Annotated in this window: 23 protein-coding genes, 2 tRNA genes and 1 pseudogene; 9 read left to right on the top strand and 17 right to left on the bottom strand. The window is 59.6% G+C overall.

The window, feature by feature from the left end:
- Positions 1-61: 61 nt before the first annotated feature.
- The 3 genes from AB2N04_RS10830 to AB2N04_RS10820 all read right to left on the bottom strand — a co-directional run bounded on the left by AB2N04_RS10830 (position 62) and on the right by AB2N04_RS10820 (position 3,145).
- Positions 62-1,375, bottom strand: a complete 1,314-nt coding sequence (locus AB2N04_RS10830; protein WP_367714516.1) for a homoserine dehydrogenase — start codon at positions 1,373-1,375, stop codon at positions 62-64.
- Positions 1,376-1,415: 40 nt separating this feature from the next.
- Entirely contained in the window at positions 1,416-2,636 is a 1,221-nt protein-coding gene (locus tag AB2N04_RS10825) for an LL-diaminopimelate aminotransferase (protein WP_367714515.1), read from the bottom strand.
- A gap of 86 nt (positions 2,637-2,722) precedes the next feature.
- Positions 2,723-3,145 (bottom strand): hypothetical protein, encoded by a 423-nt coding sequence (locus AB2N04_RS10820; RefSeq protein WP_367714514.1) that lies wholly within the window; start codon positions 3,143-3,145, stop codon positions 2,723-2,725.
- 114 nt (positions 3,146-3,259) lie between these two features.
- Here AB2N04_RS10820 and AB2N04_RS10815 point away from each other — a divergent pair.
- The 3 genes and pseudogenes from AB2N04_RS10815 to AB2N04_RS10805 all read left to right on the top strand — a co-directional run bounded on the left by AB2N04_RS10815 (position 3,260) and on the right by AB2N04_RS10805 (position 6,646).
- Positions 3,260-5,090 (top strand): annotated as a pseudogene (locus tag AB2N04_RS10815) (PHA/PHB synthase family protein).
- Between the two features lie 873 nt (positions 5,091-5,963).
- A complete protein-coding gene (locus AB2N04_RS10810; protein ID WP_367714513.1) occupies positions 5,964-6,491 on the top strand; it encodes a YcbK family protein in 528 nt (175 codons plus the stop codon).
- Between the two features lie 79 nt (positions 6,492-6,570).
- Positions 6,571-6,646: transfer RNA gene (locus AB2N04_RS10805), tRNA-Glu, on the top strand.
- 7 nt (positions 6,647-6,653) lie between these two features.
- On the opposite strand, the gene AB2N04_RS10800 is transcribed toward AB2N04_RS10805, so the two are convergent.
- The 11 genes from AB2N04_RS10800 to AB2N04_RS10750 all read right to left on the bottom strand — a co-directional run bounded on the left by AB2N04_RS10800 (position 6,654) and on the right by AB2N04_RS10750 (position 16,906).
- Positions 6,654-7,733: a tyrosine-type recombinase/integrase gene (locus tag AB2N04_RS10800; protein ID WP_367714512.1), complete on the bottom strand. Its 1,080-nt coding sequence runs from the start codon at positions 7,731-7,733 to the stop codon at positions 6,654-6,656.
- A 318-nt stretch (positions 7,734-8,051) separates the two neighbouring features.
- Complete coding sequence (locus tag AB2N04_RS10795) at positions 8,052-8,372, bottom strand: DUF2190 family protein (protein WP_367714511.1); 321 nt, start codon at positions 8,370-8,372, stop codon at positions 8,052-8,054.
- Positions 8,373-8,375: 3 nt separating this feature from the next.
- Complete coding sequence (locus AB2N04_RS10790; protein ID WP_367714510.1) at positions 8,376-8,591, bottom strand: phage head-tail joining protein; 216 nt, start codon at positions 8,589-8,591, stop codon at positions 8,376-8,378.
- Positions 8,591-10,399 (bottom strand): hypothetical protein, encoded by a 1,809-nt coding sequence (locus tag AB2N04_RS10785; protein ID WP_367714508.1) that lies wholly within the window; start codon positions 10,397-10,399, stop codon positions 8,591-8,593. The genes AB2N04_RS10790 and AB2N04_RS10785 overlap by 1 nt, the downstream gene beginning before the upstream one ends.
- Positions 10,389-10,607 (bottom strand): hypothetical protein, encoded by a 219-nt coding sequence (locus tag AB2N04_RS10780; protein ID WP_367714507.1) that lies wholly within the window; start codon positions 10,605-10,607, stop codon positions 10,389-10,391. The genes AB2N04_RS10785 and AB2N04_RS10780 overlap by 11 nt, the downstream gene beginning before the upstream one ends.
- Positions 10,582-11,721, bottom strand: a complete 1,140-nt coding sequence (locus tag AB2N04_RS10775; protein ID WP_367714506.1) for a phage portal protein — start codon at positions 11,719-11,721, stop codon at positions 10,582-10,584. Before AB2N04_RS10775 ends, AB2N04_RS10780 begins: the two co-directional genes overlap by 26 nt.
- 5 nt (positions 11,722-11,726) lie before the next feature.
- The gene (locus AB2N04_RS10770) at positions 11,727-12,215 is read right to left on the bottom strand and encodes a hypothetical protein (RefSeq protein ID WP_367714505.1); all 489 of its coding nucleotides are present in this window, start codon (positions 12,213-12,215) and stop codon (positions 11,727-11,729) included.
- A gap of 198 nt (positions 12,216-12,413) precedes the next feature.
- Positions 12,414-14,198, bottom strand: a complete 1,785-nt coding sequence (locus AB2N04_RS10765; RefSeq protein ID WP_367714504.1) for a phage terminase large subunit family protein — start codon at positions 14,196-14,198, stop codon at positions 12,414-12,416.
- A complete protein-coding gene (locus tag AB2N04_RS10760; protein WP_367714503.1) occupies positions 14,191-14,478 on the bottom strand; it encodes a hypothetical protein in 288 nt (95 codons plus the stop codon). Before AB2N04_RS10760 ends, AB2N04_RS10765 begins: the two co-directional genes overlap by 8 nt.
- A gap of 470 nt (positions 14,479-14,948) precedes the next feature.
- Complete coding sequence (locus AB2N04_RS10755; protein WP_367714502.1) at positions 14,949-16,160, bottom strand: AAA family ATPase; 1,212 nt, start codon at positions 16,158-16,160, stop codon at positions 14,949-14,951.
- Positions 16,157-16,906, bottom strand: a complete 750-nt coding sequence (locus tag AB2N04_RS10750) for a toprim domain-containing protein (RefSeq protein WP_367714501.1) — start codon at positions 16,904-16,906, stop codon at positions 16,157-16,159. Before AB2N04_RS10750 ends, AB2N04_RS10755 begins: the two co-directional genes overlap by 4 nt.
- Positions 16,907-17,610: 704 nt before the next feature.
- Between AB2N04_RS10750 and AB2N04_RS10745 the strand changes: the two genes are divergently transcribed.
- The 4 genes from AB2N04_RS10745 (at position 17,611) to radC (ending at position 21,070) form a co-directional block, all read left to right on the top strand.
- A complete protein-coding gene (locus AB2N04_RS10745) occupies positions 17,611-18,633 on the top strand; it encodes a hypothetical protein (RefSeq protein WP_367714500.1) in 1,023 nt (340 codons plus the stop codon).
- Between the two features lie 44 nt (positions 18,634-18,677).
- Positions 18,678-19,379 (top strand): DNA/RNA nuclease SfsA, encoded by a 702-nt coding sequence (gene sfsA, locus AB2N04_RS10740; RefSeq protein ID WP_367714499.1) that lies wholly within the window; start codon positions 18,678-18,680, stop codon positions 19,377-19,379.
- A gap of 52 nt (positions 19,380-19,431) precedes the next feature.
- Positions 19,432-20,259: a type I methionyl aminopeptidase gene (gene map / locus AB2N04_RS10735; RefSeq protein WP_367714498.1), complete on the top strand. Its 828-nt coding sequence runs from the start codon at positions 19,432-19,434 to the stop codon at positions 20,257-20,259.
- Positions 20,260-20,329: 70 nt separating this feature from the next.
- Entirely contained in the window at positions 20,330-21,070 is a 741-nt protein-coding gene (radC, locus tag AB2N04_RS10730; RefSeq protein ID WP_367718784.1) for a DNA repair protein RadC, read from the top strand.
- Between the two features lie 182 nt (positions 21,071-21,252).
- Here radC and tig read toward each other — a convergent pair whose 3' ends face one another.
- Together tig and AB2N04_RS10720 are read right to left on the bottom strand one after the other, a co-directional pair.
- On the bottom strand, positions 21,253-22,689 hold the full coding sequence (tig, locus tag AB2N04_RS10725) for a trigger factor (RefSeq protein ID WP_367714497.1): 1,437 nt from the start codon (positions 22,687-22,689) through the stop codon (positions 21,253-21,255).
- An 88-nt stretch (positions 22,690-22,777) separates the two neighbouring features.
- Positions 22,778-22,862, bottom strand: a tRNA-Leu gene (locus tag AB2N04_RS10720).
- Between the two features lie 334 nt (positions 22,863-23,196).
- Between AB2N04_RS10720 and AB2N04_RS10715 the strand changes: the two genes are divergently transcribed.
- Entirely contained in the window at positions 23,197-23,337 is a 141-nt protein-coding gene (locus AB2N04_RS10715) for a DUF1127 domain-containing protein (RefSeq protein WP_367714496.1), read from the top strand.
- 483 nt (positions 23,338-23,820) lie between these two features.
- Here AB2N04_RS10715 and AB2N04_RS10710 read toward each other — a convergent pair whose 3' ends face one another.
- A complete protein-coding gene (locus tag AB2N04_RS10710) occupies positions 23,821-24,378 on the bottom strand; it encodes a hypothetical protein (RefSeq protein ID WP_367714495.1) in 558 nt (185 codons plus the stop codon).
- A 143-nt stretch (positions 24,379-24,521) separates the two neighbouring features.
- Between AB2N04_RS10710 and trmFO the strand changes: the two genes are divergently transcribed.
- Positions 24,522-25,925, top strand: coding sequence for a methylenetetrahydrofolate--tRNA-(uracil(54)-C(5))-methyltransferase (FADH(2)-oxidizing) TrmFO (trmFO, locus tag AB2N04_RS10705; RefSeq protein ID WP_367714494.1), 1,404 nt, complete (start codon positions 24,522-24,524; stop codon positions 25,923-25,925).
- Positions 25,926-26,134: the final 209 nt, after the last annotated feature.

The following is a 26,134-nucleotide window of genomic DNA, read 5'->3' as shown; positions in this document are numbered from 1 at the left end:
CCGAGCCACCTCGTCAAGAACATGAATCGATTGAATAAATATGACAGGAACAATTCGTGCGTCAGGCTGCCCGCTCGATGCGGATAACTTGCGGCTTGTCAACGAGATGGCCATCCTTCATCACGCCCTCGACCGCCTCGCGCACTGCCGCTTCGGTCGTTTCGTGGGTGACAAGAATCACATTCTTCTGCTCGCTCGGCAGACCGCCATCGGCGTGCTGCACGATCGATTCAAGAGAAATGTCGCTATCGGACATACGCTTGGCGATTGCCGCAAAGACGCCCGCGCGATCGTGCACCGTCATCCGAATGAAATATCCACCTTCATGAGAACGCATGCGCGCTCGCGTATAGGGCTTCAACTCGGCGGCGGGACGCCCGAAAACAGGACCGTGCTGGAAGCCCGGACGGCTCTTGGCAATATCGGCCATGTCGCCGATCACCGCAGATGCCGTCGCATTTCCTCCGGCACCGGGCCCCGAAAGGAGAAGTTCGCCAAGAACATCCGTTTCGATTGCCACTGCATTGGTGACGCCATGGACCTGCGCAATGACGGAGTGCGTCGGAACCATGGTCGGATGAACCCGCTGCTCGATCCCGCTGTCGGTCTTCACGGCGACACCGAGCAGCTTGATGCGGTAACCCAGCTCGCTGGCCGCACGAATGTCGGCCTGACTGATATTGGAGATGCCCTCCATATAGATGTCATCGGCCGAAATCTCGCAGCCAAAGGCAAGACTGGTCAGGATCGAGAGCTTGTGCGCGGTGTCGTGACCCTCAATGTCAAACGTCGGATCAGCTTCAGCGTATCCAAGACGCTGGGCCTCGGCCAGGCAATCCACAAAGGAAAGCCCCTCCTCTTCCATCCGTGTGAGGATGTAGTTGGCCGTGCCGTTCATGATGCCGAACACCCGGCTCACCTCGTTTCCGGCAAGCGCTTCGCGCATGGTCTTGATGACCGGAATGCCACCAGCGACCGCCGCTTCATAGTTCAGAAGGACACCTTTCTCCTCTGCAATCGCTGCCAGAGCAACACCGTGTCGAGAAAGGAGCGCCTTGTTCGCCGTGACAACATGGCGCCCGGCTTCGAGGGCTGCCCTGACTGCGTCATAGGCGGGCCCACTGTCCCCCCCGATCAGTTCCACAAACACGTCGATCTCGGCCGATCTTGCCAGTTCGACAGGGTCATCGAACCATTGAGCATTGCCGATTTCGATACCGCGATCACGGTTGCGGTCACGCGCAGAAACCGCCGCCAGAGCCATCACGCGTCCGCATTGCCTGGTCAGTTCCGCTTCCTTGCCCGTCATGCAGCGCACAACGGAAGCTCCCACGGTTCCCAGACCCGCAATTCCAATACGCAACGCTTCGGCCATGATGCGGCGTGCTCCTTCTTAAAAATTCAATGAATTGAGCTCAGCGCCGTGCGCCAAGCGTGATGACGTTGTCGGTGTTTTCCGGTTCGGTTGCAAGAAAGCGCTTGAGGCTGCGCGCAGCCTGCCGGATGCGATGCTCGTTTTCCACCAGTGCAATGCGCACGTGATTGTCGCCTAACTCGCCAAAACCGATGCCCGGTGCCACGGCCACCTCGGCTTTTTCAACCAGGAGCTTGGAAAATTCGAGCGAGCCGAGATCACGATAGCCGTCGGGGATCGGAACCCAGGCAAACATGGTTGCCGGCGGTGGGGGAACTTCCCAACCGGCACGGCCGAACGATTCCACGAGCACGTCCCGGCGACGCCGGTAAACCTCGCGAACCTCCCGAATTTCATCGCCGTCGGAGTTCAGCGCAGCCGCCGCAGCCACCTGGATGGGGGTGAAAGCACCATAATCCAGATAGGATTTCACGCGCGAGAGTGCAGCGATCAGACGTTCGTTGCCAACCGCAAATCCCATGCGCCAGCCGGGCATGGAAAATGTCTTCGACATCGACGTGAACTCCACCGTCACATCCATTGCGCCTGGCACTTCCAGAACGGAAGGTGGCGGATTGGTGTCGAAATAGATTTCCGAATAGGCCAGATCCGACAGGATGATGAGATCGTTCTTGCGGGCAAACGCAACCACATCCCGATAAAAATCCAGCGAAGCCATACAGGCCGTCGGGTTCGATGGATAATTGAGAATCAGCGCGATCGGCTTCGGGGTCGAGTACCGGACCGCCCTCTCAAGAGCCGGTATGAAATTCGTGTCCGGTTCTGCCGGGATTGCACGAACCACCCCGCCCGACATGATGAAACCGAAAGCATGGATGGGATAGGTCGGATTGGGACACAAAACCACATCGCCCGGCGCGGTAATCGCCTGAGCCATGTTGGCAAAACCTTCCTTGGACCCCAGCGTGGCAACCACCTGGGTTTCGGGGTCGAGTTTCACACCGAACCGGCGTTCGTAATATGCCGCCTGAGCCCGGCGAAGTCCGGGTATTCCACGAGAGGAAGAATATCGATGTGTCCGCGGGTCGCGCACCACGTCGCACAGTTTGTCGACTATGGCCTGAGGCGTTGGCAGATCGGGGTTTCCCATGCCCAGATCGATGATGTCGGCACCGCGCGAGCGCGCGCTCGCCTTCAGGCGGTTCACCTGTTCGAACACATAGGGCGGGAGCCGACGGATCTTGTGGAACTCTTCCATCATCATACCTCAATGCAGGCCACACGGGGGCAGCGTCCGGTCCTATTATACCCATTCCACCAACCGGTCGAGGGCAAGCCGGCTTACGGTTACTCGGTGTTCTCGATTTCTTCGAGCTGTCGCGCGGCATGGGTTCTGGCAAGGCGGCGAAGACGGGCCGCCTCCGTCTCGGCATGGTTTGCGGGCGCACGTCCAGCCAGCCGCTCCCGTGTCGCGGACAGGTCTCGCGTGAGGGCATCCTTCTCATTGGCATCAATCGGAGCAGCGGCCGATTCCGGCGGAACATTGAGGTCGGGGTAGAGGCCTGTCCGACGAACCCCTGTGACAGGCACGGATTCTGGCGTCGCGGCAGATGCCGGCAGCTCGGCCTCGACCGGAGCGACAATGGCGGCAGCTGGCGCGGCATCCTCCAGACTTGCACTCACACAACCGGAAAGAGAGAGCGCCAGCGCGCCACAGCAAACAAACAATCCGGTTGCGCGAAAAAAACCGCCGTGAGGTCTGAATTTCATATTCTCTTCCGATTTGAGCCACTACCATGCATGATGGTGGCGGGGTCAGCATCCCGCGAGATTACGTTAACACCGCGCCCCATGAAAGGCGCGTTCAGGTTGCAGGCGCAGATTATGGCTCCAGAAAAGCAGACCAACAGCGCAGAAAACCATTCTGAAACAACGGTAAATCAGTATCTCGCAAAGGATCCCGAACGTCTTGCGCAAAACTTCGCGCGAGCGTTGGAAGAACTTGGCAAAGCCGCCGCATGCTGGGCCGATGCAAGGGAAAATGGCGAAGCGAACGACATCACTGCTGCCCCGCTTGCCGACATGATCCGAACCTTTTCGCGCGTCAGCGAATACTGGCTTGGCGACCCCGCGCGCGCGCTTGAAGCGCAGACCCGCCTGTTTGGTGAATTCATGGGAATCTGGGCCAACTCCATTCGCCGTATGAGCGAGGATTCTGTCAGTGACTATGTTTCCGCACCGGAAAAGGACAAACGTTTCCAGGACCCGGAATGGGGCCGAAACGCCTTTTTCAGCTTTCTGAAACAGGCCTATCTCGTCACCGCACGCTGGGCTGCCGACCTTGTGGAAGGCGCCGACGGTCTCGATGAACCAACACGCCACAAGGCGCGCTTTTACGTGGAGCAGATAAGCCAGGCTCTATCGCCTTCAAATTTTCTCCTTACAAACCCAGAGCTTTACCGCGAGACCATGGCAAGCAACGGCGAAAACCTGGTGCGCGGGATGCGCATGCTCGCTGAAGACATCGCTGCCGGCAAGGGTGATCTGAAACTCAGACAATCCGACAGCGCGGGTTTTGAGGTAGGAGAGAACATTGCCACAACCCCCGGAAAAGTGGTGGCGCGCAACGAACTGGTCGAAGTTCTTCAATATGCTCCTGTCACCAAGAACGTCCTGAAGCGTCCGCTCCTCATCGTTCCACCCTGGATCAACAAATTCTACATCCTCGATCTCAATCCGAAACGCTCCTTCATCCGCTGGGGCCGTCGAACAGGGGCATACGGTTTTTGTCATTTCATGGGTCAATCCCGACGAACGCCATGCGCGCCTCGACTGGGCAGACTATATCGACAAGGGGGTCCGGTTCGCGCTTGAGACAATCGAAGCGACAACCGGCGAGAAAGAAGTGAACGCGATGGGGTATTGCGTCGGCGGTACTCTGCTGGCTGCCGGCCTGGCGTTGATGGCATCCCAGAACGACAGGCGAATCGCTTCTGCAACCCTTCTCACGACACAGGTGGATTTCACGTTTGCCGGCGATCTCAAGGTCTTCGTCGACGAAGATCAGGTGAAGGCCCTCGATGAGGCAATGCAAAAGCGCGGCTATCTCGAGGCGACCCGCATGGCGACCGCATTCAACATGCTCCGCGCCGGCGACCTGATATGGCCCTACGTGGTCAACAACTACCTACGCGGTCGGGCTCCCCTGCCCTTCGATCTGCTCTACTGGAATTCCGACTCAACCCGGCTTCCCGCTGCAAATCACTCCTATTATCTGCGCAACTGCTACCTTGAGAACAATCTGTCCCGGGGACGTGCGGTATTACGGGGGAAACGGATTGACCTGGGCGATATCAAGATACCGGTCTTCAATCTGGCAACCCGCGAAGACCATATCGCACCGGCAAAGTCCGTGTTCCATGGCAGCCGCTGTTTCGGCGGTCCGGTCGATTTTGTACTGGCAGGCTCCGGACACATCGCGGGCGTCATCAACCCGCCGGAGATGAACAAGTATCAATACTGGACCGGTCCCCGGCCCGAGAAAGAACTCCCGGAATGGATTGCCAGCGCAAGGGAACACAGCGGCTCGTGGTGGCCCCACTGGCATGCCTGGATCGTCAACCAGGACAAGTCCAAAGCGAAGGCAAGGCAAGTCCCCAAGTCAAGAAAGACGCTGGGCCCCGCTCCCGGTGAGTATGTCAGGGTCCGGGCTTGATCGACGCATAACATCACCTGTTGTGACAGACTGAAACAATGCTTTTAGAGGCGCCCCTGTCGCTTTGGCATATTGTTTGCCGGAAACACGTTCTTGCCTCATTACCTTCATAAAGCCTATACACAACCGCGTGGTCGAGATTGAGATTCGTAGGCAAGACAGTCACTTGGCCATTCTTATGCGGTAAATTTACTTCGGTTTACGATCCATTTGTCTGAGGGGGCACATTTCTTTTGCAGGAGGACAAGCGCAATAAACGTTTCGCGACGATGACCGGTTGTGGCCATCTGGGTCTGGCCAGTTTGATGTGTGCTTTGTTTCTCGCATCGTGCTCCTCCACCTCCGACCCCGCTGCACAACTCGGCCTCGCTTCGGCAAGCCTTCAGGCGGGAGCGACCGAAACGGATTCGTCAGCCAGCGACATCGATCTCATCGCATCGGCACCGGGGGAAGAGGACATTTCCTCCCAAACCGCCATCCCCCTGCCTACCGGGCGCCCGGGCGAGCAGCAGGCCAGTCAGATGACAGCCGGCGGCGACGTTGAAGAAGCCGAGAGCGTTCAAGTGGCGGACGTGAGCGCGGAAGCTGCAACCGAAGTTGCGGAGGCTGAAAACTCTCCGATGCCAGAAGATGCACCGGTGGCAGAAACGGCGTCCGCCAGCGAAACTGACACGACTGCGGAAACTGATTCGGCATCCGCCAGCAATGCAGAGCTGGAAAACGCCCAGAAACAGAGTTTTCTCTCAGCTTTTTTCTCTGCCCACGAACAGCAGTCCGCGAAAGCGGCGGACAGGGCAACCCGTCCGCTCATTGGCTCCGGAAGCACCCAGCCGAAACCGAATGGAAAAGTCGTCCTCGCAGCGAACGCTTCCGATGCCAAGCCCGTCCAGGCCCTCGGTCAATATGGGAGCAGCACTCCCCGGCGTGCGCAAGGGCGAGAGCCTCTTCGAGTTTTCCAGCAAATCCGGCAGCAGCGATGCGGATGCCGACATCTACGAAGAAGAGCCCGCCTATCAGGTTGCTTCGGCAGCAGGCATGGCGCGCCTCACGCCTAACGGCCTTCTCAAACAGCGCGAAAGCGTCGATACCGCTTGTCTCAAGCCTGCCCTGGTGGGGATGCTGAAGGCGATCGAACGCCATTACGGAAAACGAATCGTCGTCACCTCGGGCTACCGGAGCCCCAGCTACAACCGGCGCGTACGCGGAGCCCGCAAATCGCTTCACATGTATTGCGCCGCAGCCGACATTCAGATTGCGGGGGTCAGCAAATGGGAGCTGGCAAAGTTTGTCAGATCCATGCCGGGCCGTGGTGGTGTGGGCACTTATTGCCACACAAAGTCCGTTCATGTGGACGTTGGACCCGAGCGTGACTGGAACTGGCGCTGCCGTCGCAGAAAATAATCTGCAAAAAAGCATAGAACTATCACAAGACGGGTTGCCCTGCGCCGCGAAGCTCACTATAAGCCGTCTCGTCTTGAGCGCGCCCATCGTCTAGCGGTCTAGGACGCCGCCCTTTCACGGCGGAAACACGGGTTCGAGTCCCGTTGGGCGTGCCAACAACATTTATTTCTCCTTTCGAATCAAATCGTTAGAGCGATGAATGTCCAACCTAACAACAGGGTTGGACACCGTCATGAGCTTTTTCATGCCCGAGTCACCGAGCTTTGCCCGGTTGGCGCGCTTCGTGTAGGTCTTGGCCTCGGTCGGGGTCTTGTGTGCCAGGAACGCCATAATCTCGAACTCGGTGGCACCGGCATTCGCAAGCCTTGTGGCACCGGCCTTGCGCAGCCCATGCGGCGAACAATGCGGCAAGCCCGCCTCCGCGCACATTTTGTGAAACCAGTTTCCGAAGGTCGGCGCATTGTAGGCGCGCCCTTTGCCGTGGATGACAAAAAGCAGCTGATCGGCAGGCACCAGTGAAAGCACCGCCCACAAGTCAGGGTGAATCGGTATGTCGGCTTCTTCGCCCGTCTTCCCTCGGCGATACACAATCCGGTCGCCTTTGACATTCTGCCAGCCCATCGCGGCGGCATCCTGCCGTGCAGCGCCCGTGTAGAGCATAAGGCGCATAGCCAGCACTGCTTTGCTCTCAAGCCCGTGGTGCGCTTCGAATTGCGCAATCTCAGCATCCGTCCACGTGTGATAGCCGTGCGGATTCGTCTTGAAGCCTTTCACGCCAAAGGTCGGGTCGGTGGGAATGACACCGCGCCGCACGGCAAAGCGGCACAGCCGCCTTATCAGTTTGAGCAGCTTATTTGCCGCAGCCGGCGTTTCAGCCCGTTTCGCAATCAAAGCCTCGACATGGTGCGGTCGCAGCCCGGCTACAGTCTTGTCGCCGTGCTCCCGCCGGAAACGGTCTAGCTCCAACGTCAGATTGCGCTTGTAGACGCTTCCGATAGCGTGAAACTCCGGCGTGCGCTTGTATTGCTCAATCAACCACGAAAACGTGCCTCGCGGTGCGGTGGAGGCAGCTTCGGGCTTTTCGCCCTTCAGAGCAGCGGCATAATTGCGTTCGAACTCTTTGGAGCCATATTCGCCATGGATATAGCAGGACGGCTTACCCTTCATGCGGAACCGCCAGCGAACCTTTTTATGCCGGTCTATGACGCGGGTTAAGCCGGGGTACGGATTGCGGCGTTTCATTCTAGAACCTCATCCCAGTCACTGCCTTGGCGTTTCTCGTTCTCGCCTTCGTAGCATATGACTCGGATGCCCTCCGCCGTGGCGATCACCTCACGCACCTTCAAGCCAGCGGCGACCGCGCCTTTCACAGCGCGGGTCACATCAGCTTGGGTATATGGTGCAGGTCGATTCGCCACGTCCAGAATCCGCAAGTGTTAAAGGGGTGCGCCGTGGCGAGGGCGGAATCTCGACGGGAAGGCGCATTGCGGCCGCGAACAGGAGGAAACGGCCGCCCCGTTGCGCGCCCGGCGAACCGCAAAGACGCCGGGCACAGGGGAACTAGTTAGACAGCCGCACCTTTACGGTGACAGCCCCGGCGCTTGCCGCTTCGATCACATGGCCGCAGAGCGTGTTGCCGCTCGCGGTGCCGCTGATCTCGGAGCCGGTCCAGTAGGCTTTGGCTCCTTCAGAGAGCCCGGTTCCTGTTTCCTTGGGCAGCGAGAACACGCCTTCGACGGCTACGGCCACCTTGTGGCCTTCGGCGGCATCAGTGGACGCGACGCCCACCAGATCGCCAATCTTCAAGATCTGCCCCGACTGGACGCCCCCGGCAGGTGCGGTAAGGTCGAGCGTGTCGCCCGGCTGAATGTAATTACGCATAGGTCAGTACCCCTTGCTGATACGTGGATAGATGACGCGCGGCGCAGCTTGGCCGTTCGCGCGTTCGATACGTCTTTCGAGCCCGGCAATGGCGGCGGCCAGCTCGGAGTCTGAGCGATAAGTTATGCGCTTGTCGCCGTGCTCAATCGTGAGCGCACCGCCGTCACGGGCTTTGTGCAGAGCCTCAAGACGGCTCTGCAATTCTGCCAGCGTGGCCATTAGCCGCCCCCGCCGGCAGCGTGATCGAGCCGAGTCCAGGATCGCCACTCAAGCCAACCAAGGCCGAAGGGGTGGCGAATCTTGAACTGCACAGCATCAGTCTCGAAGTTCACGCGGCTATCTGTGAACGGGGCTTCCTGCCCCTGCAAGAACACGCGGACGGCACCGTCCATCTTGGCCGGATCGGCGACCAGCCACGATTTGTTCGGATCGCTCAGACGCGGCTCCACAACGACCTGAAGCTTGCCAGCCAGCGGGTTCACGTCTGCAACGGCGCTTGCCTGCACAGCCGCCAGAAGTTTCAGGGCGGCTTCTTCAAAGTCGGAATGCACAAGCCAGTGAGTCGGGTAGACGCCAATCATCACATCGCCTGCGCCTTTGCGTTTGGCCATATCCGACCGCAGCGCCATCAGCTGGCTGATTTCGGTGGAGCCGTCCAGCGTGAAGGTTTTGGCGTTGTTGCGGCTGGCGTCGAAGACCGCTTTGCTATCGCTCATGGTCGGCCCGGCATGGCTAGCCTGCTCGACAAATGCCACCTGTCGGTCGGCGATTTCGGCGGCCATGCGCTTGCCGAACTGCACGCCATCGTTCCCAAGGCGAGAGCCAGCGTTGATTGTCAGCTCGTAGGACTTCGACGTGATCCCGCCGATCATGGCGACGGAGACGGTCTCTCCGCTCTCGTGAATGAACGAATGCTTGTAGTGGCCATTTTCGAGCCGGTCGGCGATTGCGAGGCTTGTCCAATCGGCCAGCGCCCGGGTCTCAGCATTAAAGCTCGACACGGTATCCCGGCCAAAGAGCCCGGCAATGGGAGCCTCAGCGGCCTGCATTTCACGGCGCATCGCCAGATTGAACGTCCCGCCTGCAATCTGGGGGAAGTCGCTCGTGGTTGCCGCACGGCGCATCACCTCTGAGTCCGAGAGCCCAAGTGTGCTGATGCCTGCATTGCGGCAGAGTCGCTCAGCAAGCGCGCGCTCGCCCTGTGCGAAGACCTCGGCGGCCTGACCCGTGGGAGCCTCGCCGCGATTCACGGTGTCGTAGAACTCGATCACAGCGTTTCGCAGGACAGCGGGATTGTCGAGCGTGGCGTCGTTGTGCGGCTGGCGCACCGTGCGCACGGTCGGCTGTGACCGCTCGACGGAAGCCAGAGCCAGCCTCATACGTTCGGTATCGTCGGCAGGGGATTCCCGCAACGCTTCGCGGATATTGTCGGCCACGCCAGCGGCACGGCATACCGTGTCAAACTGCTCGGCGCTCATGCGCTCCACAGTCGCGGTTTCCACCTGGGTTTCCGCCGGAGCGGGAGTCGTGTTGTTTTCAGGCATAGAAGCACCTCTTACCTCGGCGAGTTCATCCGCCGGATTGTTCACGAATGACGCCTCGATCAGATTTCCCTGAACCGCGACGCGCGTTTTCTTGCCCGTTGTTGCATCTGTTTCGGTGCGCCATTTGCGAACCGCGAAGCCTACTGAGATATGCCGCAGCATTCCCTCAACCAGCATCGTGTGAAGCGGCTCATTGTCAGCGCGCTTGGAAAGTGTGAAGCGTCCGACAAGCCGCTTAATGCCGTCCTTGCCGCTCTCAACTCGCAGGTCGCGCCATTCGCCCCGCTTTTGCAGGACGCTATTCACATGGTCAGGCTGCAATGGCAGGGCCTTCGGCAATCCGCCAGAAAAGAACGCATCGAAGTCAATGCGGACGCCCTCAATCACGCGGTCGGTGGCTATGACGGCTTCGCCCGTGCGGTTCACAGCGTCATATGAATTGGGCTTCAATTCAGCCTGAAAACGGAGAATCTTATTCGTCATTTTCTTCACCTTTCGCCACCAGTTCGGCCAGCGCCTTGGCGCGGTCGCCGGGTGTACGCTCGTCAGACTCGATCTCGGCATTGACGGCATCAAAATCGCGGCCACGCGCGGCAATCACTTCGCGGCGGGATTTCAGGCCGGATTCGACAAGCGCAATGTCGGCGGTGGCTGATTTCAGCGGGTCAATCTCCTGCCAACCGGGTTCCACCCAGCTTGCGGGCCTCATCGGCGACGGTGCGGCCAGCTAATCGCTCGACGGCAATCCAGCGCGAGTAAACCGGCTCAAGCAAGCCTTCGATCAGCAGCACCTTGCGGCGAGCCTCGGCCTTGCGCCGCGCGACTAAGTCACCGCCCCGAAAGCTTGAATAATTCGTGCCCTCTAAATCTGCGGCCAATGCCTCGTAAGTCGTGCCAATGGATGCAGCAATCTGGCGGTATAGCGCCTTCAGGAACTCGCCGAACTCCGGGCTTTGTGGCCCGTTGACTACGGAAACAGATTCACCGGGCCTAGCTCTCAAGACAGCTCCTGGCTCCAAGCTCGGATTTGGGTCTCCGTCGAAGGAGTCACTGCCGTCAGCCGAAGTCAGGATCACAGAGAGCATGGCAGCGACCTGCAACTGTTTCAGCCGCGCTTCGACTGCAATGGAAGCCTGATTCAGAACCGGCAGCGCCGCCACAAGCGGTGACATGCCCCGCACTTGACCGGGAAACTCGGCCTCGAAGACGTGCACCACGTCCTCTGCGTCGAATCGCTCGGAGGCTGTGATGGTCGCAAACGGCGCGGTCGGCGCGTCGGGAAGAATCCAATAGGCCACGACAACGCCGCGCGCGTCTGTTTCGACGCCAGCGACAATCGAGCCGCCGTCGGCACGAATTTCATTCCGGGAGCGGTCCAATTGTTCAGGATCAAGCAATTGGAACGCATAGGCGGCACCGACGACGCGGTGGATTCCGAGCACCTCGCCAGTCAGCGCCCATGACCGCATGGCGGCGCGCTGGATAGCTGTCGAGCTGAGCCGCCGGGAAGGATCAAGCCGCGCCTCATTGAAAGCCGCGTCCAGCTCGTTATCGGCAGTGTTCAGCCGCACGCCTGTCCCGGCAATTTGAGAAATTAGCAATTCTACGGCTGACCGCGCGACGCTATCGTTCACGTATAGCCCCGCAACACGCTGAGCCACGGTCTGCGCCGCTTGCCGGTAATCGGCAGCGCCGGACACCGCGCTTGGCGCATCCGGCCACGCCTCGGACGCGGCATTGACAGCGCGGGTGACGTCGTTGCGGCGTTTCGCGCCCGGCAGATATTTGCGGAGAGCGGCGAGCATGGCTGTTACTCGTACCGCTCGCGCCAGATCGCTTCGACGGCCTCGGCTCGCGCCTGAAGGTTAATCACGGCGGCGGCGTGGCGGCGGCGGTCCGAAAGGAACGCGGACAGGTCGGATTTCTTAACAATGTCAGACTGGATGCAGCCCGGCTTGTGCACCGCGCGCCCTTCGCCCTGCTCGGCAGTGGCGGCACCGCGCTCTGTGGTGGGAATGACCTCCCACAGCTTGCCCGTAGACAGCACCAGAAAAGCGTCCTGATCTGCGTATAGGACCCAGCCGCGAATGTGTTTTGCCGCTTCCCGTGCATCAACTCCCAGCTCCATAAGGTCGCACAGGAGAAGCAGGTCAAGCGCTTCCTTCTTGGTCCAGCGGCGCGACTTGCCGCGTCCCGGCTTGTCTTTGATTTCGATAATACCGCGCTGGAAAAGCTGCTCAATGCGCCCGGAGGTGACGCCGATAGCGTGGTACAGACTGCGTGAATCAATGGTGCACATGACAACCTCGTTTCTGTTGTCATGAGTTATACGGTGTCAGAAATGCGCCCGCAAGAGTTGCATTTTGCAAACACATGCTTGCATTATGAAAACACGATAGTGATAACTACCTGATTCAATTGGATTATATTTCTGCCAGCGGACGCATCTCGATTTTGCCATCCACACCGCGCCCTTAACAAATCTGTTACGACTTTATTATCGGACCCAGTTCGACCGGATCACCGCTTTTGCCTTCGGCGCGCTTTCTTCCACGCCGCGCCTCAATCTGTCGGCAATCTCTTCCCAATTCGGGTTCAAGACAGACCGCGCGGCGATAGCGTAGACTGCACAGTCCAAGGCTTCCGCTCTTTTGCCCGGAATCCGCTCAAACCGGCGCACCGGCTGGCCACGCGTATAGCGCACCACGGCGCGCTCGGATGCCAACTGCGAGAACCATTCTGGCCCGAGATCGTCGCTGAACCTCACGTTGCCCGGCTGTGCGAGCCGATTCAGCAGGTGGGTTTTGATGCTGTCCACGCCTATAATCCAAAGCCGCCCGCCCAGCGTTTTCGACTTCGATCGCTCGATAAACGGCCTTTGCCCGGCATAGCCTTTGCCAGCAAGAATCTTGCGCCCGGCTCGCGGATAGGCAAATTTGGTGACATGGGCCATAGTCGCGCCGTCACCAGCATCAATCACCGCAGCGTCTATGCCTATGCGCCCACCAAGTGGGTGCGGCCATCGTGTGCGCAAGGTCTCGTCAAGCTCAGCCCAGGTCAGCTCGTCGGCAGCAGGATCACCCCAGATCACAAGGTGGGCAAGCGCCACCATGGTGCCATCTTCGGCCCAGCCGACAACCGTGCATTCAAGCCTATCGCGCTGCACGTCAATGCCAGCCGTGATAACCAGCACCTCAGCCGGGATTGCATCCAGACCGAACGGCTCGGCGCGATTCGACAGCGCCACGTCGTCAAGTTCCTCCGCCCCTGAATCGCGCCAGCCCTCGGCAAGAATGGTGTTGGTGAAAACCTGCAACGTGGTGGGGTCATCCTTTGCCGCGATGAACTCGGCGGCCAGCTTGCTCCATGAGGCATTTGCCAATGTCGAAACCAGCGCGTTCAAGCGGAATCCGGCATGGCCGCACACATGGGGAGCGGTCGCCCGCCAGCGGCCTTTTTCCACCATGGCCGGCTTGTGCCGCTCATCGATCAGGCTCCCGCAATGCGGACAGGCGTAGTGCGCTGTTTCCGGCTTGCCGTCATCCCAGCGGATATGCTCCCACTTGATCTCGTTAAACTCTTCGCACTCCGGACACTGCACCTCGTAAACGCGCTTATCGCTCGCTGCGTAGGCGCGCAGGACGTGGCTTGTCGCCTCGAATGTCGGGGTGGAGCCCACCACAATCTTGCGGTCTGCAAACGACAACGTGCGCCGTTCCGCCAGCAGCAGCGGTGATCCCTCGGCGGTCACGTCCATGGCGTCCACTTCGTCGCAGAACAGCACACGCACGTTATGGCGGCGCAGGTTGCGCGGCGACTTGGCCGCGATCACTTTTAGTGATCCACCTGGGTACCGCCGCGACAACAGGGTATTGCGTCCGCCTTCCTCGCAATCGCCAGACAAAAGCCCGGCCAGCGTGGGAGATGCCTCGAAGATAGGCTCCACATCATCGACGGTATAGCCCCTCGCATCGGCCTCGGTTGGCAGCAGTGCAAGTATGGGGGCGGGGTCGTTGGCGGCATAGCCTGCCAGCGCACCGGTTAACAGGGTCGAGAATCCGACTCGAACCGGTTTCACGAGCGTAACCCGTTCAATCGCTGGATCGCCAATCGCGTCTGCAATCTCCCTCTGAAACGGCCAGAGCCGAACCGCCCCCGGCAGCGCAGATACACCGTCAGGCAAATGCACGTTCTGTTCGATCCAATCCGACAGGCGCAGCTTCGGCGGCGGCACCAGCGCGGCGAGCGCGCGGCGGCGGATTCGAGAAAGCGTCTCACTCATTGTCGGATTCCTTCCCCAGCGCCGTGAGCGCGGCGCGCAACTCACTGTCGATCACCTCGGCCTCATGGGTGGATAAATGCGGCAGACGCTGGCGCACGCGGCTCACCACAGCGAGAACGCCAGAACGAAGAGAGCGGATTACCCCAGCCCATTCCGCCTGCACCGCAGACGCTTCCACAAGCTCACCTCTCAGAGCCGCGTTTTTGAGCGCGACTTGATCGGCCTGTTCTGAAGCCAGTCGCGCCCGCTCGCGGCTCAAATCGAGCCCGGGCCTCTTCACCGCCTCGCCCGGCAGCGACTTCGCGCAGGTGCGCCGTATATGTCTGCACAGATGCCTTCAGGTCATATTCGCCTACAGCGAGCCGCACAGCGCGTTTCTCGCGCGCCAGCTCCCGTATCTTGCCCTCGGACATTCCAAGCCACTCAGCCAGCTCTCTGGCGGAAACAGCACCATCTCTCATGACAGCGGCCCCCCTATGTGAATTTTGCAGCGAGGGAAGGATTGCGGCAGCGCCCCCCGCATTCGATAGCGCCGGGAAGGACCCGCGCGCCCGGTCGGTGATGGCTTTGCCCTCAGATCGCCCCGGGCGTTTTGCACCAGTCGGCGCGAAACTGGCTTGGCGCAACAGTGTGCACCACTTCGATTATGCCCCCCTTTAGGGGGGCAATCGAGTGTTGCACTGTTGCAGCCAGTTTTTTGCAACAGTGCAACAGTCTGCAACAGTGCGATATTTGGACTGTTGCAAATGGTCATTTGTCCGCCCATTGCCCCACCTCCAAACAAGGTCTAGCCATGCGAAATTCATCCCTCAGCATGACCTTTTTGAGCGCACCGGAGCGCAACCATTCTTCGATAAGTTTCTTGATCCTCTTGCGGTGCTCCACCGGGCTCAGGTCGAGAACTTCGGCCACCGTGTTTCCTGCCCAATCGTCTCCGGCTTTGTCGCTGTAGCGCAGCCCCTTGCCATCAAGAGCACGCTGCACCGCCAGCAGGTCGGAAACCGATATGCCGTCGAAAGCATCCGGCCATTTCCAGACCTCGGCGACTCCGACGCTATCGCCGTTGGCGAGATGCACCGACGCCATGCGTCGCCACTCACGCTTGCCAACAGGGGCGAGATTCGATTTGTCGCGGGATATGGCGAAGTATGTCGCGGGATCGTCCTGCACCCCGGCCTCGGCGCGCAGGTCATCCGTCATCTTGTTCAGGACGCGGCCTGAGCGCGCAGCCGCCAGAAGCGCCGTCGCGCCTCGCCCGGATTCTGTGGTGGCGTCTTCGCCGTTGGTCTTGCGCGTGTGGTGCACAAGCTCGATGGCGCAATTGCAACGGTCGGCCAGCCTCGCCCATTCCTTGGCAACAAGGTCGATTGCGCCGTTGTCGTTTTCGGAGACCATGTGAGATGAAACGAAAGGATCGACAATAAGAACATCGATCCCGCGCGCTTCGATCTCGCGGGCGAGGTTGTCAATCTCCGGCTTGATAATTTCAACGCCTTTGCTCGTCTGTATCGCCGTGGTGAGGGTGCGCTCTCGTCCGGTATCAACGAACAACCGCCCGGCAATTTCCTCCGGCTCAACGCCATGGTGCTGCATCGCAGCGATTATGCGCCTGTCGAGCTCGTCGCGTGGGTCTTCCAAGTTATAAATCCACACCCGCAGGTCGGACTCGGTCCAATCTCCCAGCAGCTCGCGCCCGGATGCCATTGCAAGCCCCTCACAGATCGTCAGAGACGATTTTCCGACGCCGCCGGGCGCAACGGTCACAGAGACCTGTTTTCGCAGCAGGTGACGCCCATAAAGCCATGGACGGGCAGGAATCGAAGCCGGATCGCGCCAGACGAACTCGGTCGGCAGGGTTTCGGACCTGTCGTGCGGCTTGCGGTTTTCGCGCTTCTCTCGCGGCTCGCGCGGTTCGAGCACTGTCACGTTGGCAATGCCCTTCAGCTTGTCTTCAGGAGTCATTGCGCCACCTCATCAGCAAAATCGGAATCCGGGGTCATCGGGGTGGCAACGCGCATCTCGCGCCCGGCTTCTCGCCATCGCTGTGCGCATCGGTCGGCGGCCATTTGCCCCGCGCGCCTGCCGTTTTTGTCCGGCAGGTCGTTGTCTGCGAAGACGGTCAGCGCATCGACGCCGGGCAGCACCGGGAAGGTGCCGACGCCGCCCGCAGATAAGGCACACCAGACCGGCGCGAAGCCCAGCCGGTGCATGATCGCCACGCCTGTTTCGATGCCTTCGCAGACGCTGAGTCCGTGGCTCACGCTGTCGAAAGGCGACAGCATCACCATGCCCTTGCGGCCAAGCATCCGCTTTTCAAGCCGGTGGAGCCCAACAGATATGAAAGTGCGGTGCAGCCCGGTCGGCTCGCCCGTGAGCGGATCGCGCATCAAGGCAACAAGCCCGCCGACAGCATCGCCTAGGAAGGTGGATTCGCCGCCGTAGAACGGTGCCGGGTGAAACCGCAAATCGGGGTGCGCCAGCAGGTCGCCGGGCAGATCGGCACCCAGCCGCGTGGCAAGATAGCCCGCAGCCGGGGTGCCTTCCATCGGCGTGGCGTGACGCCAGATCAGGCGCGCGCGTTCGATCTTGGCGCGGTGCTCATCGTCGTCGGCGTCTGTACGCAAACGCGGCTCTTTTGCCGTGAAGGCCCGTGCCGGGGTAAGCCGGTCGGGGTGCTCGCCCATGAACTGCTCTGCGTACCAGTCCACGGCATCAAGAAAGCCAAGCCCGGTTTCAGACTGGATCAGGTCGAAGGAATCGCCGGATTCGCCTGTCTCGAAGTCGCAGAACCGGCCAGCGGAACCGCCATCAAGCCAAACGGCAAATGAGCCGTGATTGCCCCACCGAAGGACGCGCTCGCGGCTAAGTCGGCGATTTGGAGCGCCCCGGAAATATGAAGCAACTTCGATCAGGTCGAGGCGGCCAGCCTCGATTATCTCGGAACGGCTTGCACCTCTCCGCGCGTTCGGGTAGTTTTCGCGCTTAGGAAGGGTGCCATTCTTTCCTGATTTTTCGAAGCCGCTTCGGGTTGCACCCCGGGCGGCTTTTCCTTTTTCAGGGCCTCTCGGCGGCCCGTCCCGGTTAGACAGCTGGCCAGAAAGTTCAATGTTTCCACATGGCGTATTTGGGGAGGTTGGACTCGCTAACGCATTGCAATCATTAGCAAATTGCTCTCCCGTTGGGCGTGCCAGTTTTCTTCTGAAAATTGCATCATGCAGATTGCTTGCCGCAGCACTGGTTTGACCTGGGCGCGCGCTACGCGTAGTTGACTTCGTAGCAGCCCGGCCACAGGCTCGGCACGGCTGTATCCCTGCGCGGGGTCCTGCAGCCGGTCGACCTCATCCGAGCGCGGCGTTTCGACTGTCACTGCGGGCCAGCGTTTCCTCGAAACGATGACCGCTCGAATCACTGGATGCTGGAGAAGAGCGGAACGATGCAGCGCATGTTCACCGCCACAGGCAACGCGCTCGGCTTCGCCGCGGCGCAGGCGCGCTTCTTCCTGATCGCGGGACTTGTGATCGGGATCGCCTCACCAGCAGCCGCAGAGACAGCCAAACCCTGGATCGCCGAAATGATTGCCGGTCTGCTTTTCCTGGCAGCACTGCGTGTGGGTCCCAGATCCCTGATCGGAGCCTTGTCAGACTTTCGCCACTCGCTGGTGGCCACGCTTGTCTTTCAGCTTTTGCTTCCGATTGCCCTGGCGCTGTCATTTCTGTTGATCGGCTGGACGGGCACGCTTCCCACAGCCTTGATATTGATGGCCGCCGCCGCACCGGTTTCAGGAAGCCCTCACCTTGCAATCATGACCGGCAACGACCCCGCCCCGGCCCTGCGGGTCATGACAATGGGCACTGCACTGCTTCCCCTCACCGTTTTACCGGTCTTCTGGCTCACGCCAGAACTTGGCGGCGCAGACGTCATTTTATCCGCAGCAGCCCGGCTTCTGGCCGTCATCGCGCTGGCGGTCGGTGCAGCGTTTCTCTTACGCCGCTTTCTGCTTCCAGATCCAGGCGTTCAGGCAACACGCATGATCGATGGCCTTTCGGCTATCTTGATGGGTATCGTCGTCGTGGGGCTGATGTCGTCGGTCGGCAGAACGCTCTTATCCAATCCCTCCGACCTTGCACTCAATCTGGCCATTGCCTTCGGGGCCAATTTTCTCCTGCAGTTCGTGGCTGCAGAATTTCTGAAACGCACGGGCTCCCAACATCTCGCTGCACCACTCGGCATTACGGCAGGAAACCGCAACATCGCGCTTTTTCTCACCGCTCTGCCTGCCAGCGTGACCGATGCGCTGCTGTTGTTCATCGGCTGCTACCAGATCCCGATGTATCTCACCCCCTTCATGCTCGGCCGGTACTACCGCATACATGGCCCAGGAAAGGCGTCAGCCGGCGGCGCCGGGAACCCCGCTGCGCGCTCCCGAACCCCCTGACAGGGGCTTCATGCCGACAGAAACCGTATCCCTGAAAGGCCGCCATGAAATTCTCGCCCCCCTTGACGGAATGTCGCCTGATTCGGCGCTACAAGCGATTTCTGGCAGACGTTGAACTGCTGGACGGCACGCAGATCACCGTCTCGGTTCCCAACACTGGCTCCATGCTCGGCCTGACCGACGCAGGAGCGAGAGCTTTTTTGTCACGATCCGACGACCCCAAACGCAAATATCCCTATCGGCTCGAGCTGGTGGAAGCGGACGCCACGCTGGTGGGCATCAACACCAGCCTCCCAAACAGACTGGCAGAGGAAGCGATCCGCGCAGGCATGATTGCCGATCTGGCCACCTACCCCGACCTGAAACGTGAACAACGCTATGGCGAGCGCTCTCGAATTGATTTCCTCCTCGAGCATCCCGAGCGTGCCGCGGCCTATGTCGAGATCAAGAACGTTCATTTCATGCGCGTGCCCGGCCTCGCCGAGTTTCCCGATACCGTCACACAGAGAGGCGCGCGCCATCTACGCGAACTCGCCACCATGCGCGCAAACGGACACCGCGCAATCATGATATATGTTGTCCAGCGGGGGGATTGTGATCGCTTTCGCCTCTGCAGCGACCTGGACCCTTCTTATGCTGCCGCATTTTCGCTGGCCGCTGAAGCAGGGGTTGAAGCTTACGCCCTCAGATGCCAAATCACCCCTGAAGCCATTCACCCGGAACGTCTCATAGAGATTGTGGAATAGCGCCGCAAAATCCGGTAGAAGAACTCAAAACGAGCGCAAGCGACTGAGCCCTATGGTCACCTATCTTGAAGCAGACTCCGCCCCGATGCGAAACACAGGCCAGATTCGCCTTTACGACGAAGGTGGGTTCGAGGGCATGCGCAGGGCGTCAAATCTGACGGCCCGATGCCTTGACGAACTTGCCAGCCGCGTCAAGCCAGGTCTCACCACCAATGAGATCGACAGGTTTGTTTTCGAATTCGGCATGGACCATGGCGCGGTTCCCGCCACCTTGAATTACAGGGGCTATACCAAGTCGACCTGCACATCCATCAATCATGTGGTGTGTCACGGCATTCCGGATGACAAACCACTGCGCGAAGGCGATATCGTGAACATCGATGTCACCTACATCCTGGACGGCTGGCATGGAGATTCGAGCCGAATGTATCCGGTCGGCACAATCAAGCGGGCTGCGGAACGGCTTTTGGAAGTCACTCACGAGTGCTTGATGCGCGGCATCGAGGCCGTGAAGCCTGGAGCACGAACCGGCGCCATAGGCGCTGCCATCCAGTCCTATGCAGAAGGACAGCGCTGTTCCGTCGTGCGCGACTTCTGCGGCCATGGACTGGGACAGCTTTTTCACGACGCACCCAACATCCTGCACTACGGCAGCGTCAATGAAGGCGTGGAGATGCGCCCGGGGATGATCTTCACCATCGAGCCGATGATCAACCTGGGCAGACCACACGTAAAGGTTCTTTCTGATGGTTGGACCGCCGTGACGCGGGACCGCTCTCTCTCGGCTCAATACGAGCACTCGGTCGGTGTCACCGAAACCGGATGCGAAATTTTCACTCTTTCGCCTGCAGGGCTCGACCGACCGGGTTTACCCGCCTAAACTACAGTCAGGACGTGCAGAAACGCAGAGTGATGCACGCGTCCATGGCTGTGGCGGGGACGTTTCATGGATCAGGAAGACGAGCGCGGGTTCTTTCTCGAAGGGGCCGGTCACAACGGCGGATCGGCAGCCGGTTCCAAAACCACACTATCATGGCCACAGAGACCGCCTGCGGCTGCGCTTTTCGGAGGCTGGCAGCACGTCTCTCTCGGACTACGAGCTCCTGGAGCTCTTTCTGTTCAGGTCAATTCCGCGAGCGGATACCAAAGGCCCGGCAAAGGCGCTGATGCAACGTTTCGGCTCCCTCCCTGAGGTGCTGGGCGCACCGGAGCACCTGTTGCGCGAGGTGCAGGGTATCGGCACCTCTGCGGCACGCGACATCAAGACTGCCGCAGCCCTCGCCCAGCGCATGCTCAAGGCAGAGCTGCGTGACCGGAAAATCCTGACCTCGTGGTCGCAGGTGATCAATTATTGTACGGCGGTGATGGCCCATGAGGAACGCGAACAGTTTCGCGTTCTGTTTCTGGACAAGAAAAACCAGCTCATTGCCGACGAGGTTCAGCAAACCGGTACGGTCGACCACACTCCGGTTTATCCTCGTGAGCTCATCAAGCGCGCCTTGGAACTGTCAGCAACGGCGATGATCCTCGTGCACAATCATCCTTCCGGTGACCCGACCCCTTCGCGCGCAGACATCGACATGACCCAAACCATCGTCGACACAGCACGCCCCCTCGGCATCACCGTGCACGACCACATCATCGTCGGGAAAAAAGGCCACGCAAGCTTCAAGGGATTGCAGCTGATTTAACAGCGCTCCAGGCCTTGGTGGCCAACTCACCCGCCCGTGCGCTCCGTCCACAACGGTGAGCATGACTGTGTGAGTTGGCCAGGCCGCGATCAGTCCCCTTCTCGCCCCGAAATTCGCGATACCCCAAGAAAAAGGCCGCCCTATGAGCGGCCTTTCCAATCTCTTGAACGGAATGTAAGCGATTACTCGCCTTCTTCCTTCTTCTTCGCAGCAGCCTTTTTCGGAGCGGCTTTCTTCTTCGGAGCAGCCTTCTCCTTCTTCGCCGGCTTTGCCTCGGCCTCGTCTTCGTCGTCTGCCATCAGCTCATCGCGAGAAACTTTCTCGTCGGTCACGGAAATCTCGCCTAGCAGATGATCGATGACCTTCTCCTCAAACAGTGGCGCACGGATGTTCGCCATGGCCTGCGGGTTCTGACGGTAGAACTCGTAGATTTCCTGCTGCTGGTGCGGCGGGTAGCGTCGGATCGATTCGATGAGCGCACGCTGCATCTCTTCGTCACCGACCGTGACTTCCGCCTTCTCGCCGATTTCGGACAGGACAAGCCCCAGACGCACCCGACGCTCGGCCAGGCGCTGGTACTCTTCCCGGGCCTCTTCTTCCGTCGTCTCTTCGTCTTCAAACGTACGGCCGGCGGCCTCGAGATCGCGGGTTACCTGATTCCAGATGTTCTCGAACTCGGCCTCGACAAGCTTGGACGGAGCCTCGAACTTGTAGGCTTCGTCCAGCGCATCGAGAATCTGGCGCTTCGCCTTCTGGCGCGTCACCTGACCGAACTGGTTTTCAAGCTGACCACGAACGATTTCACGCAGCTTCTCGGCCGATTCAAGACCAAGCTGTTTGGCCGTCTCGTCGTTGATTTCCAGCTCGTTGGGCTTGGAAACCTCTTTGACCTTGATGTCGAACTCGGCTTCCTTTCCGGCCAGATGCGCAGCCGCATACTCTTCCGGGAAGGTAACCTTGATCGTGGTCTCGTCACCGGCCTTCAGGCCCACAAGCTGCTCTTCGAAACCGGCGATGAACTGATTCATGCCGATCGTGACTTCTGAATCCTCGGCAGCGCCACCGTCGAACGGCTCACCATCGATCTTGCCGAGATAGTCAAGCTTTACCTTGTCACCATCGGCTGCCTTGCCCTTTTTCACCTCATAGGTGCGGGCAGAGTCGGCCACACGCTTGACCTGCTCTTCAACTTCCTCATCGGTCACGTCATAAACCTGACGCGTGATCTTGATATCGGAGAAGCTCTTCAGTTCGATCGGCGGAATGACTTCGTACGACATCGAGAATTCGAAATCCGCATCACCGGACAGAACCTTGTCGGCTTCCTTTTCGTCCTCGGTCATGGAGATTTCCGGCTGAATGGCCGGCTTCTCGCCGCGTTCGGTCAGGATGCTCTGCGTGTCCGCAAGGATCTCATTCACGACCTCGGCCATGAAAGACTTGCCATAGACACGGCGCAGGTGCTGTGCGGGCACTTTGCCGGGGCGGAAACCCTTGAGGTTTACCTTGCCCTTCGCATCATCGAGACGCTGGGAGAGGCGCGCTTCCATGTCCTTTGCAGGAACGACGACCTTGAGTTCGCGCTTGAGCCCTGAGTTGAGAGTTTCGGTTACCTGCATCCATCATACCTTTGTATTCGCTTTTGCCGCCGCTTTCACGGCGCCCACCGCTCTTCTTGTCGGGGTATCTTACCGGGATTGGCCCTTCTGGTGCGGGTGGAGGGACTTGAACCCCCACGGCTTGCGCCACAGGAACCTAAATCCTGCGTGTCTACCAATTCCACCACACCCGCTTCGAAAAACCCAAGGAGCGCCCTAAGCTTCCGAAAGCGCGGGTTCTATATCACCTGCACCTAGTCTATCAAAGCAAAATTGGCAAGATTCAGGGCTTTTTTATGCCTTTCGGCCAGCTGCCGGGCCCGCTCAGCGTCCGCTCTTTTCCGCACGCTTTCATAAATCGATTATATCTCCGCCGGACCTTGGCCACAACGCAGCCGCAATACGGCCATGTTGCATTGCACAAATCGCATTGCTGTCATGCAACATTGGCACTTCAAAGCCAGGCGGGTTGGGACTATCTCAGGGTCAACAAACGAACAATGATTTGAAAACGAAGCGAGCACAGAGATGAACATCATTCGCAACTACCGCAATTGGCGCCGTTACCGTCAGACCGTGACCGAACTGAGCCGCCTTTCGACCCGTGAGCTGAACGATCTGGGAATTTCCCGCGGCGACATCCCGTTCGTGGCACGCAAGTCCCTCTAAGGGCACAGGAATTACGAGTTTCGCCAGGGTCACCTCCTCCCGACCCTGACGGATATGACCGACAACCTCCTCCTCCCAATTGTCGGTCACCTCAAAACAACACCCGCCGAACCTCCTCCCTCGGCGGGTGTTGGAACGGGAGGCAAGGCTTGAGAAAGCCCTGATATAAAGTTTCAGAGCTTCCTTCGGAGTTACCTCCTCCCAACTCTGAAGGAAACGACCGGCAACCTCCTCCTCCCAATTGCCGGTCATCCCAAAACGACACCCGCCGAACCTCCTCCCTCGGCGGGTGTTGTTTTCTGACAGCGGGCTTCCTATATGGGCGCTGTCTTGAATTGAGTTTCATAGATTTCGTCGAGGTTATCTCCTCCCAACCTTGACGAATAGACCGGCAACCTCCTCCTCCCAAATTGCCGGTCATTCCATAAACGACACCTGCCGGACCTCCTCCCTCGGCGGGTGTCGTTTTTTTTTTGCGCGTGTTCAGCGTTCACCGCGCACTCCGCGCATTTTCCACTCGGACAGTTTCATGATGTCGGGCTCTCCACCGGCCGGCTCAAACCAGCTGTCCACGGCCCATCTCTCCCCATCATCGCTGGAGCGAAGCACCGCCGTTGCGTGCGGGTAACGCACATCCACGAAGAAGCCGCGGGAGGAGTTGCGCCCCACCTTGTGGTGGCGCAGCATACCGCTTCGCTCCAGATAAAGGAGCAGGCTACGGGTATTGCGCGATTCATCGATGCAATCCATCTGGCCATAGACGCGGGCACCTCCGGCGGAAGATATCGCACCATCGCGCACGCCAATCGCCCGGGTCGCCAGGGATTCATAGTAGGAAACGGCTTTTCCCACGGCCAGCCGCTCGGAAGCTGCGGAGGTCTTTCCCCGAGCCATGATCCGTGCCAGCTGACGCTTGGCTGCCGGAGAAATCACCATGCTTTTCTTGTAAATGCAGCCATACCCGCTGCATATATAAAGCCGCTCGGCCGCGACCTGCCCCGTTCCTGCCAGTAAGAGCGGGGCCGCGATCACTCCAAACATCACCATTTTCGATAACATTTGCACAATTTACCCCGTAGCAATTCTTCAGCAAAGCTCATTGCGGCACAGGTTCTGAACAATTGGTAGACACCGGGCATATCTCTGCCGTTGCATTCGCTTGTTCGGCAGCTTATCTCCCCAGCATGAAACCGATACACATCATAGGCGGCGGGCTCGCCGGATCCGAAGCGGCCTGGCAGGCTGCGCAGGCGGGCGTCCCCGTAATCCTGCACGAAATGCGCCCGGTGCGCGGAACGGATGCCCACAAGACCGACGGGCTGGCCGAGCTGGTCTGCTCCAATTCCTTCCGGTCCGACGACGCCGAGACCAATGCAGTCGGTCTGCTTCACGCGGAAATGCGGTTGGCAGACTCACTCATCATGCGCTCGGGCGACGCCAACCAGGTGCCCGCCGGCGGCGCACTTGCCGTGGATCGCGACGGTTTCTCCGAAGCGGTCACGGCCGCGCTTGAGGCCCATCCGCTGATCACCATCGAACGGGAAGAAATCACCGGCCTCCCGCCCGAAGACTGGGATCAGGCCATCATTGCCACCGGCCCCCTGACCGCACCGGCTCTTGCGGAGGCAATATCTCAGGCGACCGGCGCTGAATCTCTCGCATTCTTTGACGCCATCGCCCCTATCGTTCATTTCGATTCCATCGACCTGGACGTGGCGTGGTTCCAGTCGCGATATGACAAGGTCGGTCCCGGCGGCACGGGCAAGGACTACATCAACTGCCCGATGGACAAGGCGCAGTACGAAGCCTTCATCCAGGCCCTGCTTGACGGTGGCAAGACCGAATTCAAGGAATGGGAAGGAACTCCCTATTTCGACGGTTGCCTGCCGATCGAGGTCATGGCCGAGCGTGGTCCCGAAACACTTCGCCACGGCCCAATGAAACCCATGGGGCTGACCAACGCCCACAAGCCCGATGAAAAAGCCTATGCGGTCGTTCAATTGCGTCAGGACAATGCGCTGGGCACGCTCTACAATATGGTCGGCTTCCAGACAAAGCTGAAATATGGCGAACAAACGCGGATTTTCCGCATGATCCCCGGTCTGGAAAACGCAGAATTCGCCCGTCTTGGCGGCCTGCATCGCAACACCTATCTGAATTCCCCAATCCTTCTGGACGGTACATTGCAGCTGAAGAGCCGTCCGGGGCTGCGTTTCGCGGGCCAGATCACGGGTTGCGAAGGCTATGTGGAAAGCGCGTCGATGGGATTGATCGCCGGCCGCTTCGCCGCAGCAGAGCGGCTCGGGCACCCCATTTCGGCGCCGCCTGCAACCACCGCTTTTGGCGCGCTGCTCAACCACATCACCGGCGGGCACATAGTTGCCGATGATGAGCCCGGCAAGCGCTCGTTTCAGCCCATGAACGTCAATTTCGGCCTGTTCCCACCCGTTGAGGTGCAAAAGCCTGAAGGCAAGCGGCTTCGCGGCAAGGAAAAATCAATCGCCAGGAAGAAGGCGCTGTCGGCACGCGCGCTCGTCGACTTCAAGGCATGGCTGGAAGGACGCCCGGCGGCTGCGGCAGCAGAATAGGTCCACTCCCACAGCTTGCCGAATAAATTCAGAGGGTGCTCGTTCGAGCACCCTCAGATTGATTACAAACCCCTCGATTTTTGGCAGCAGTCGGAATCGAGGGGCTTTGATTCCGTTTTGTTCGCGATGTGAATCCGAGACGTTCCGTGAATCTTGAGTGATTTCGTGCCGCCGGGAGGTTTGTCAGCAGTCTGAGGGTGCTCGTTCGA

Origin of the sequence: Nitratireductor sp. GISD-1A_MAKvit, from assembly GCF_040819555.1 — a bacterium.
Lineage (GTDB): Bacteria > Pseudomonadota > Alphaproteobacteria > Rhizobiales > Rhizobiaceae > Nitratireductor.
Note: the sequence above shows the minus strand (reverse complement) of the source record. Positions and strands in the feature narration are given on the sequence as shown.

Bases quoted from the DNA above. Each gene is read 5' to 3' on its own strand.
- AB2N04_RS10830 (WP_367714516.1), bottom strand. From the start codon at position 1,375: ATGGCCGAAGCGTTGCGTATTGGAATTGCGGGTCTGGGAACCGTGGGA.
- AB2N04_RS10825 (WP_367714515.1), bottom strand. From the start codon at position 2,636: ATGATGGAAGAGTTCCACAAGATCCGTCGGCTCCCGCCCTATGTGTTC.
- AB2N04_RS10820 (WP_367714514.1), bottom strand. From the start codon at position 3,145: ATGAAATTCAGACCTCACGGCGGTTTTTTTCGCGCAACCGGATTGTTT.
- AB2N04_RS10810 (WP_367714513.1), top strand. From the start codon at position 5,964: ATGCCAAGCCCGTCCAGGCCCTCGGTCAATATGGGAGCAGCACTCCCC.
- AB2N04_RS10800 (WP_367714512.1), bottom strand. From the start codon at position 7,733: ATGAAACGCCGCAATCCGTACCCCGGCTTAACCCGCGTCATAGACCGG.
- AB2N04_RS10795 (WP_367714511.1), bottom strand. From the start codon at position 8,372: ATGCGTAATTACATTCAGCCGGGCGACACGCTCGACCTTACCGCACCT.
- AB2N04_RS10790 (WP_367714510.1), bottom strand. From the start codon at position 8,591: ATGGCCACGCTGGCAGAATTGCAGAGCCGTCTTGAGGCTCTGCACAAA.
- AB2N04_RS10785 (WP_367714508.1), bottom strand. From the start codon at position 10,399: ATGACGAATAAGATTCTCCGTTTTCAGGCTGAATTGAAGCCCAATTCA.
- AB2N04_RS10775 (WP_367714506.1), bottom strand. From the start codon at position 11,721: ATGCTCGCCGCTCTCCGCAAATATCTGCCGGGCGCGAAACGCCGCAAC.
- AB2N04_RS10770 (WP_367714505.1), bottom strand. From the start codon at position 12,215: ATGTGCACCATTGATTCACGCAGTCTGTACCACGCTATCGGCGTCACC.
- AB2N04_RS10765 (WP_367714504.1), bottom strand. From the start codon at position 14,198: ATGAGTGAGACGCTTTCTCGAATCCGCCGCCGCGCGCTCGCCGCGCTG.
- AB2N04_RS10755 (WP_367714502.1), bottom strand. From the start codon at position 16,160: ATGACTCCTGAAGACAAGCTGAAGGGCATTGCCAACGTGACAGTGCTC.
- AB2N04_RS10745 (WP_367714500.1), top strand. From the start codon at position 17,611: ATGCTGGAGAAGAGCGGAACGATGCAGCGCATGTTCACCGCCACAGGC.
- sfsA (WP_367714499.1), top strand. From the start codon at position 18,678: ATGAAATTCTCGCCCCCCTTGACGGAATGTCGCCTGATTCGGCGCTAC.
- map (WP_367714498.1), top strand. From the start codon at position 19,432: ATGGTCACCTATCTTGAAGCAGACTCCGCCCCGATGCGAAACACAGGC.
- tig (WP_367714497.1), bottom strand. From the start codon at position 22,689: ATGCAGGTAACCGAAACTCTCAACTCAGGGCTCAAGCGCGAACTCAAG.
- AB2N04_RS10715 (WP_367714496.1), top strand. From the start codon at position 23,197: ATGAACATCATTCGCAACTACCGCAATTGGCGCCGTTACCGTCAGACC.
- AB2N04_RS10710 (WP_367714495.1), bottom strand. From the start codon at position 24,378: ATGTTTGGAGTGATCGCGGCCCCGCTCTTACTGGCAGGAACGGGGCAG.
- trmFO (WP_367714494.1), top strand. From the start codon at position 24,522: ATGAAACCGATACACATCATAGGCGGCGGGCTCGCCGGATCCGAAGCG.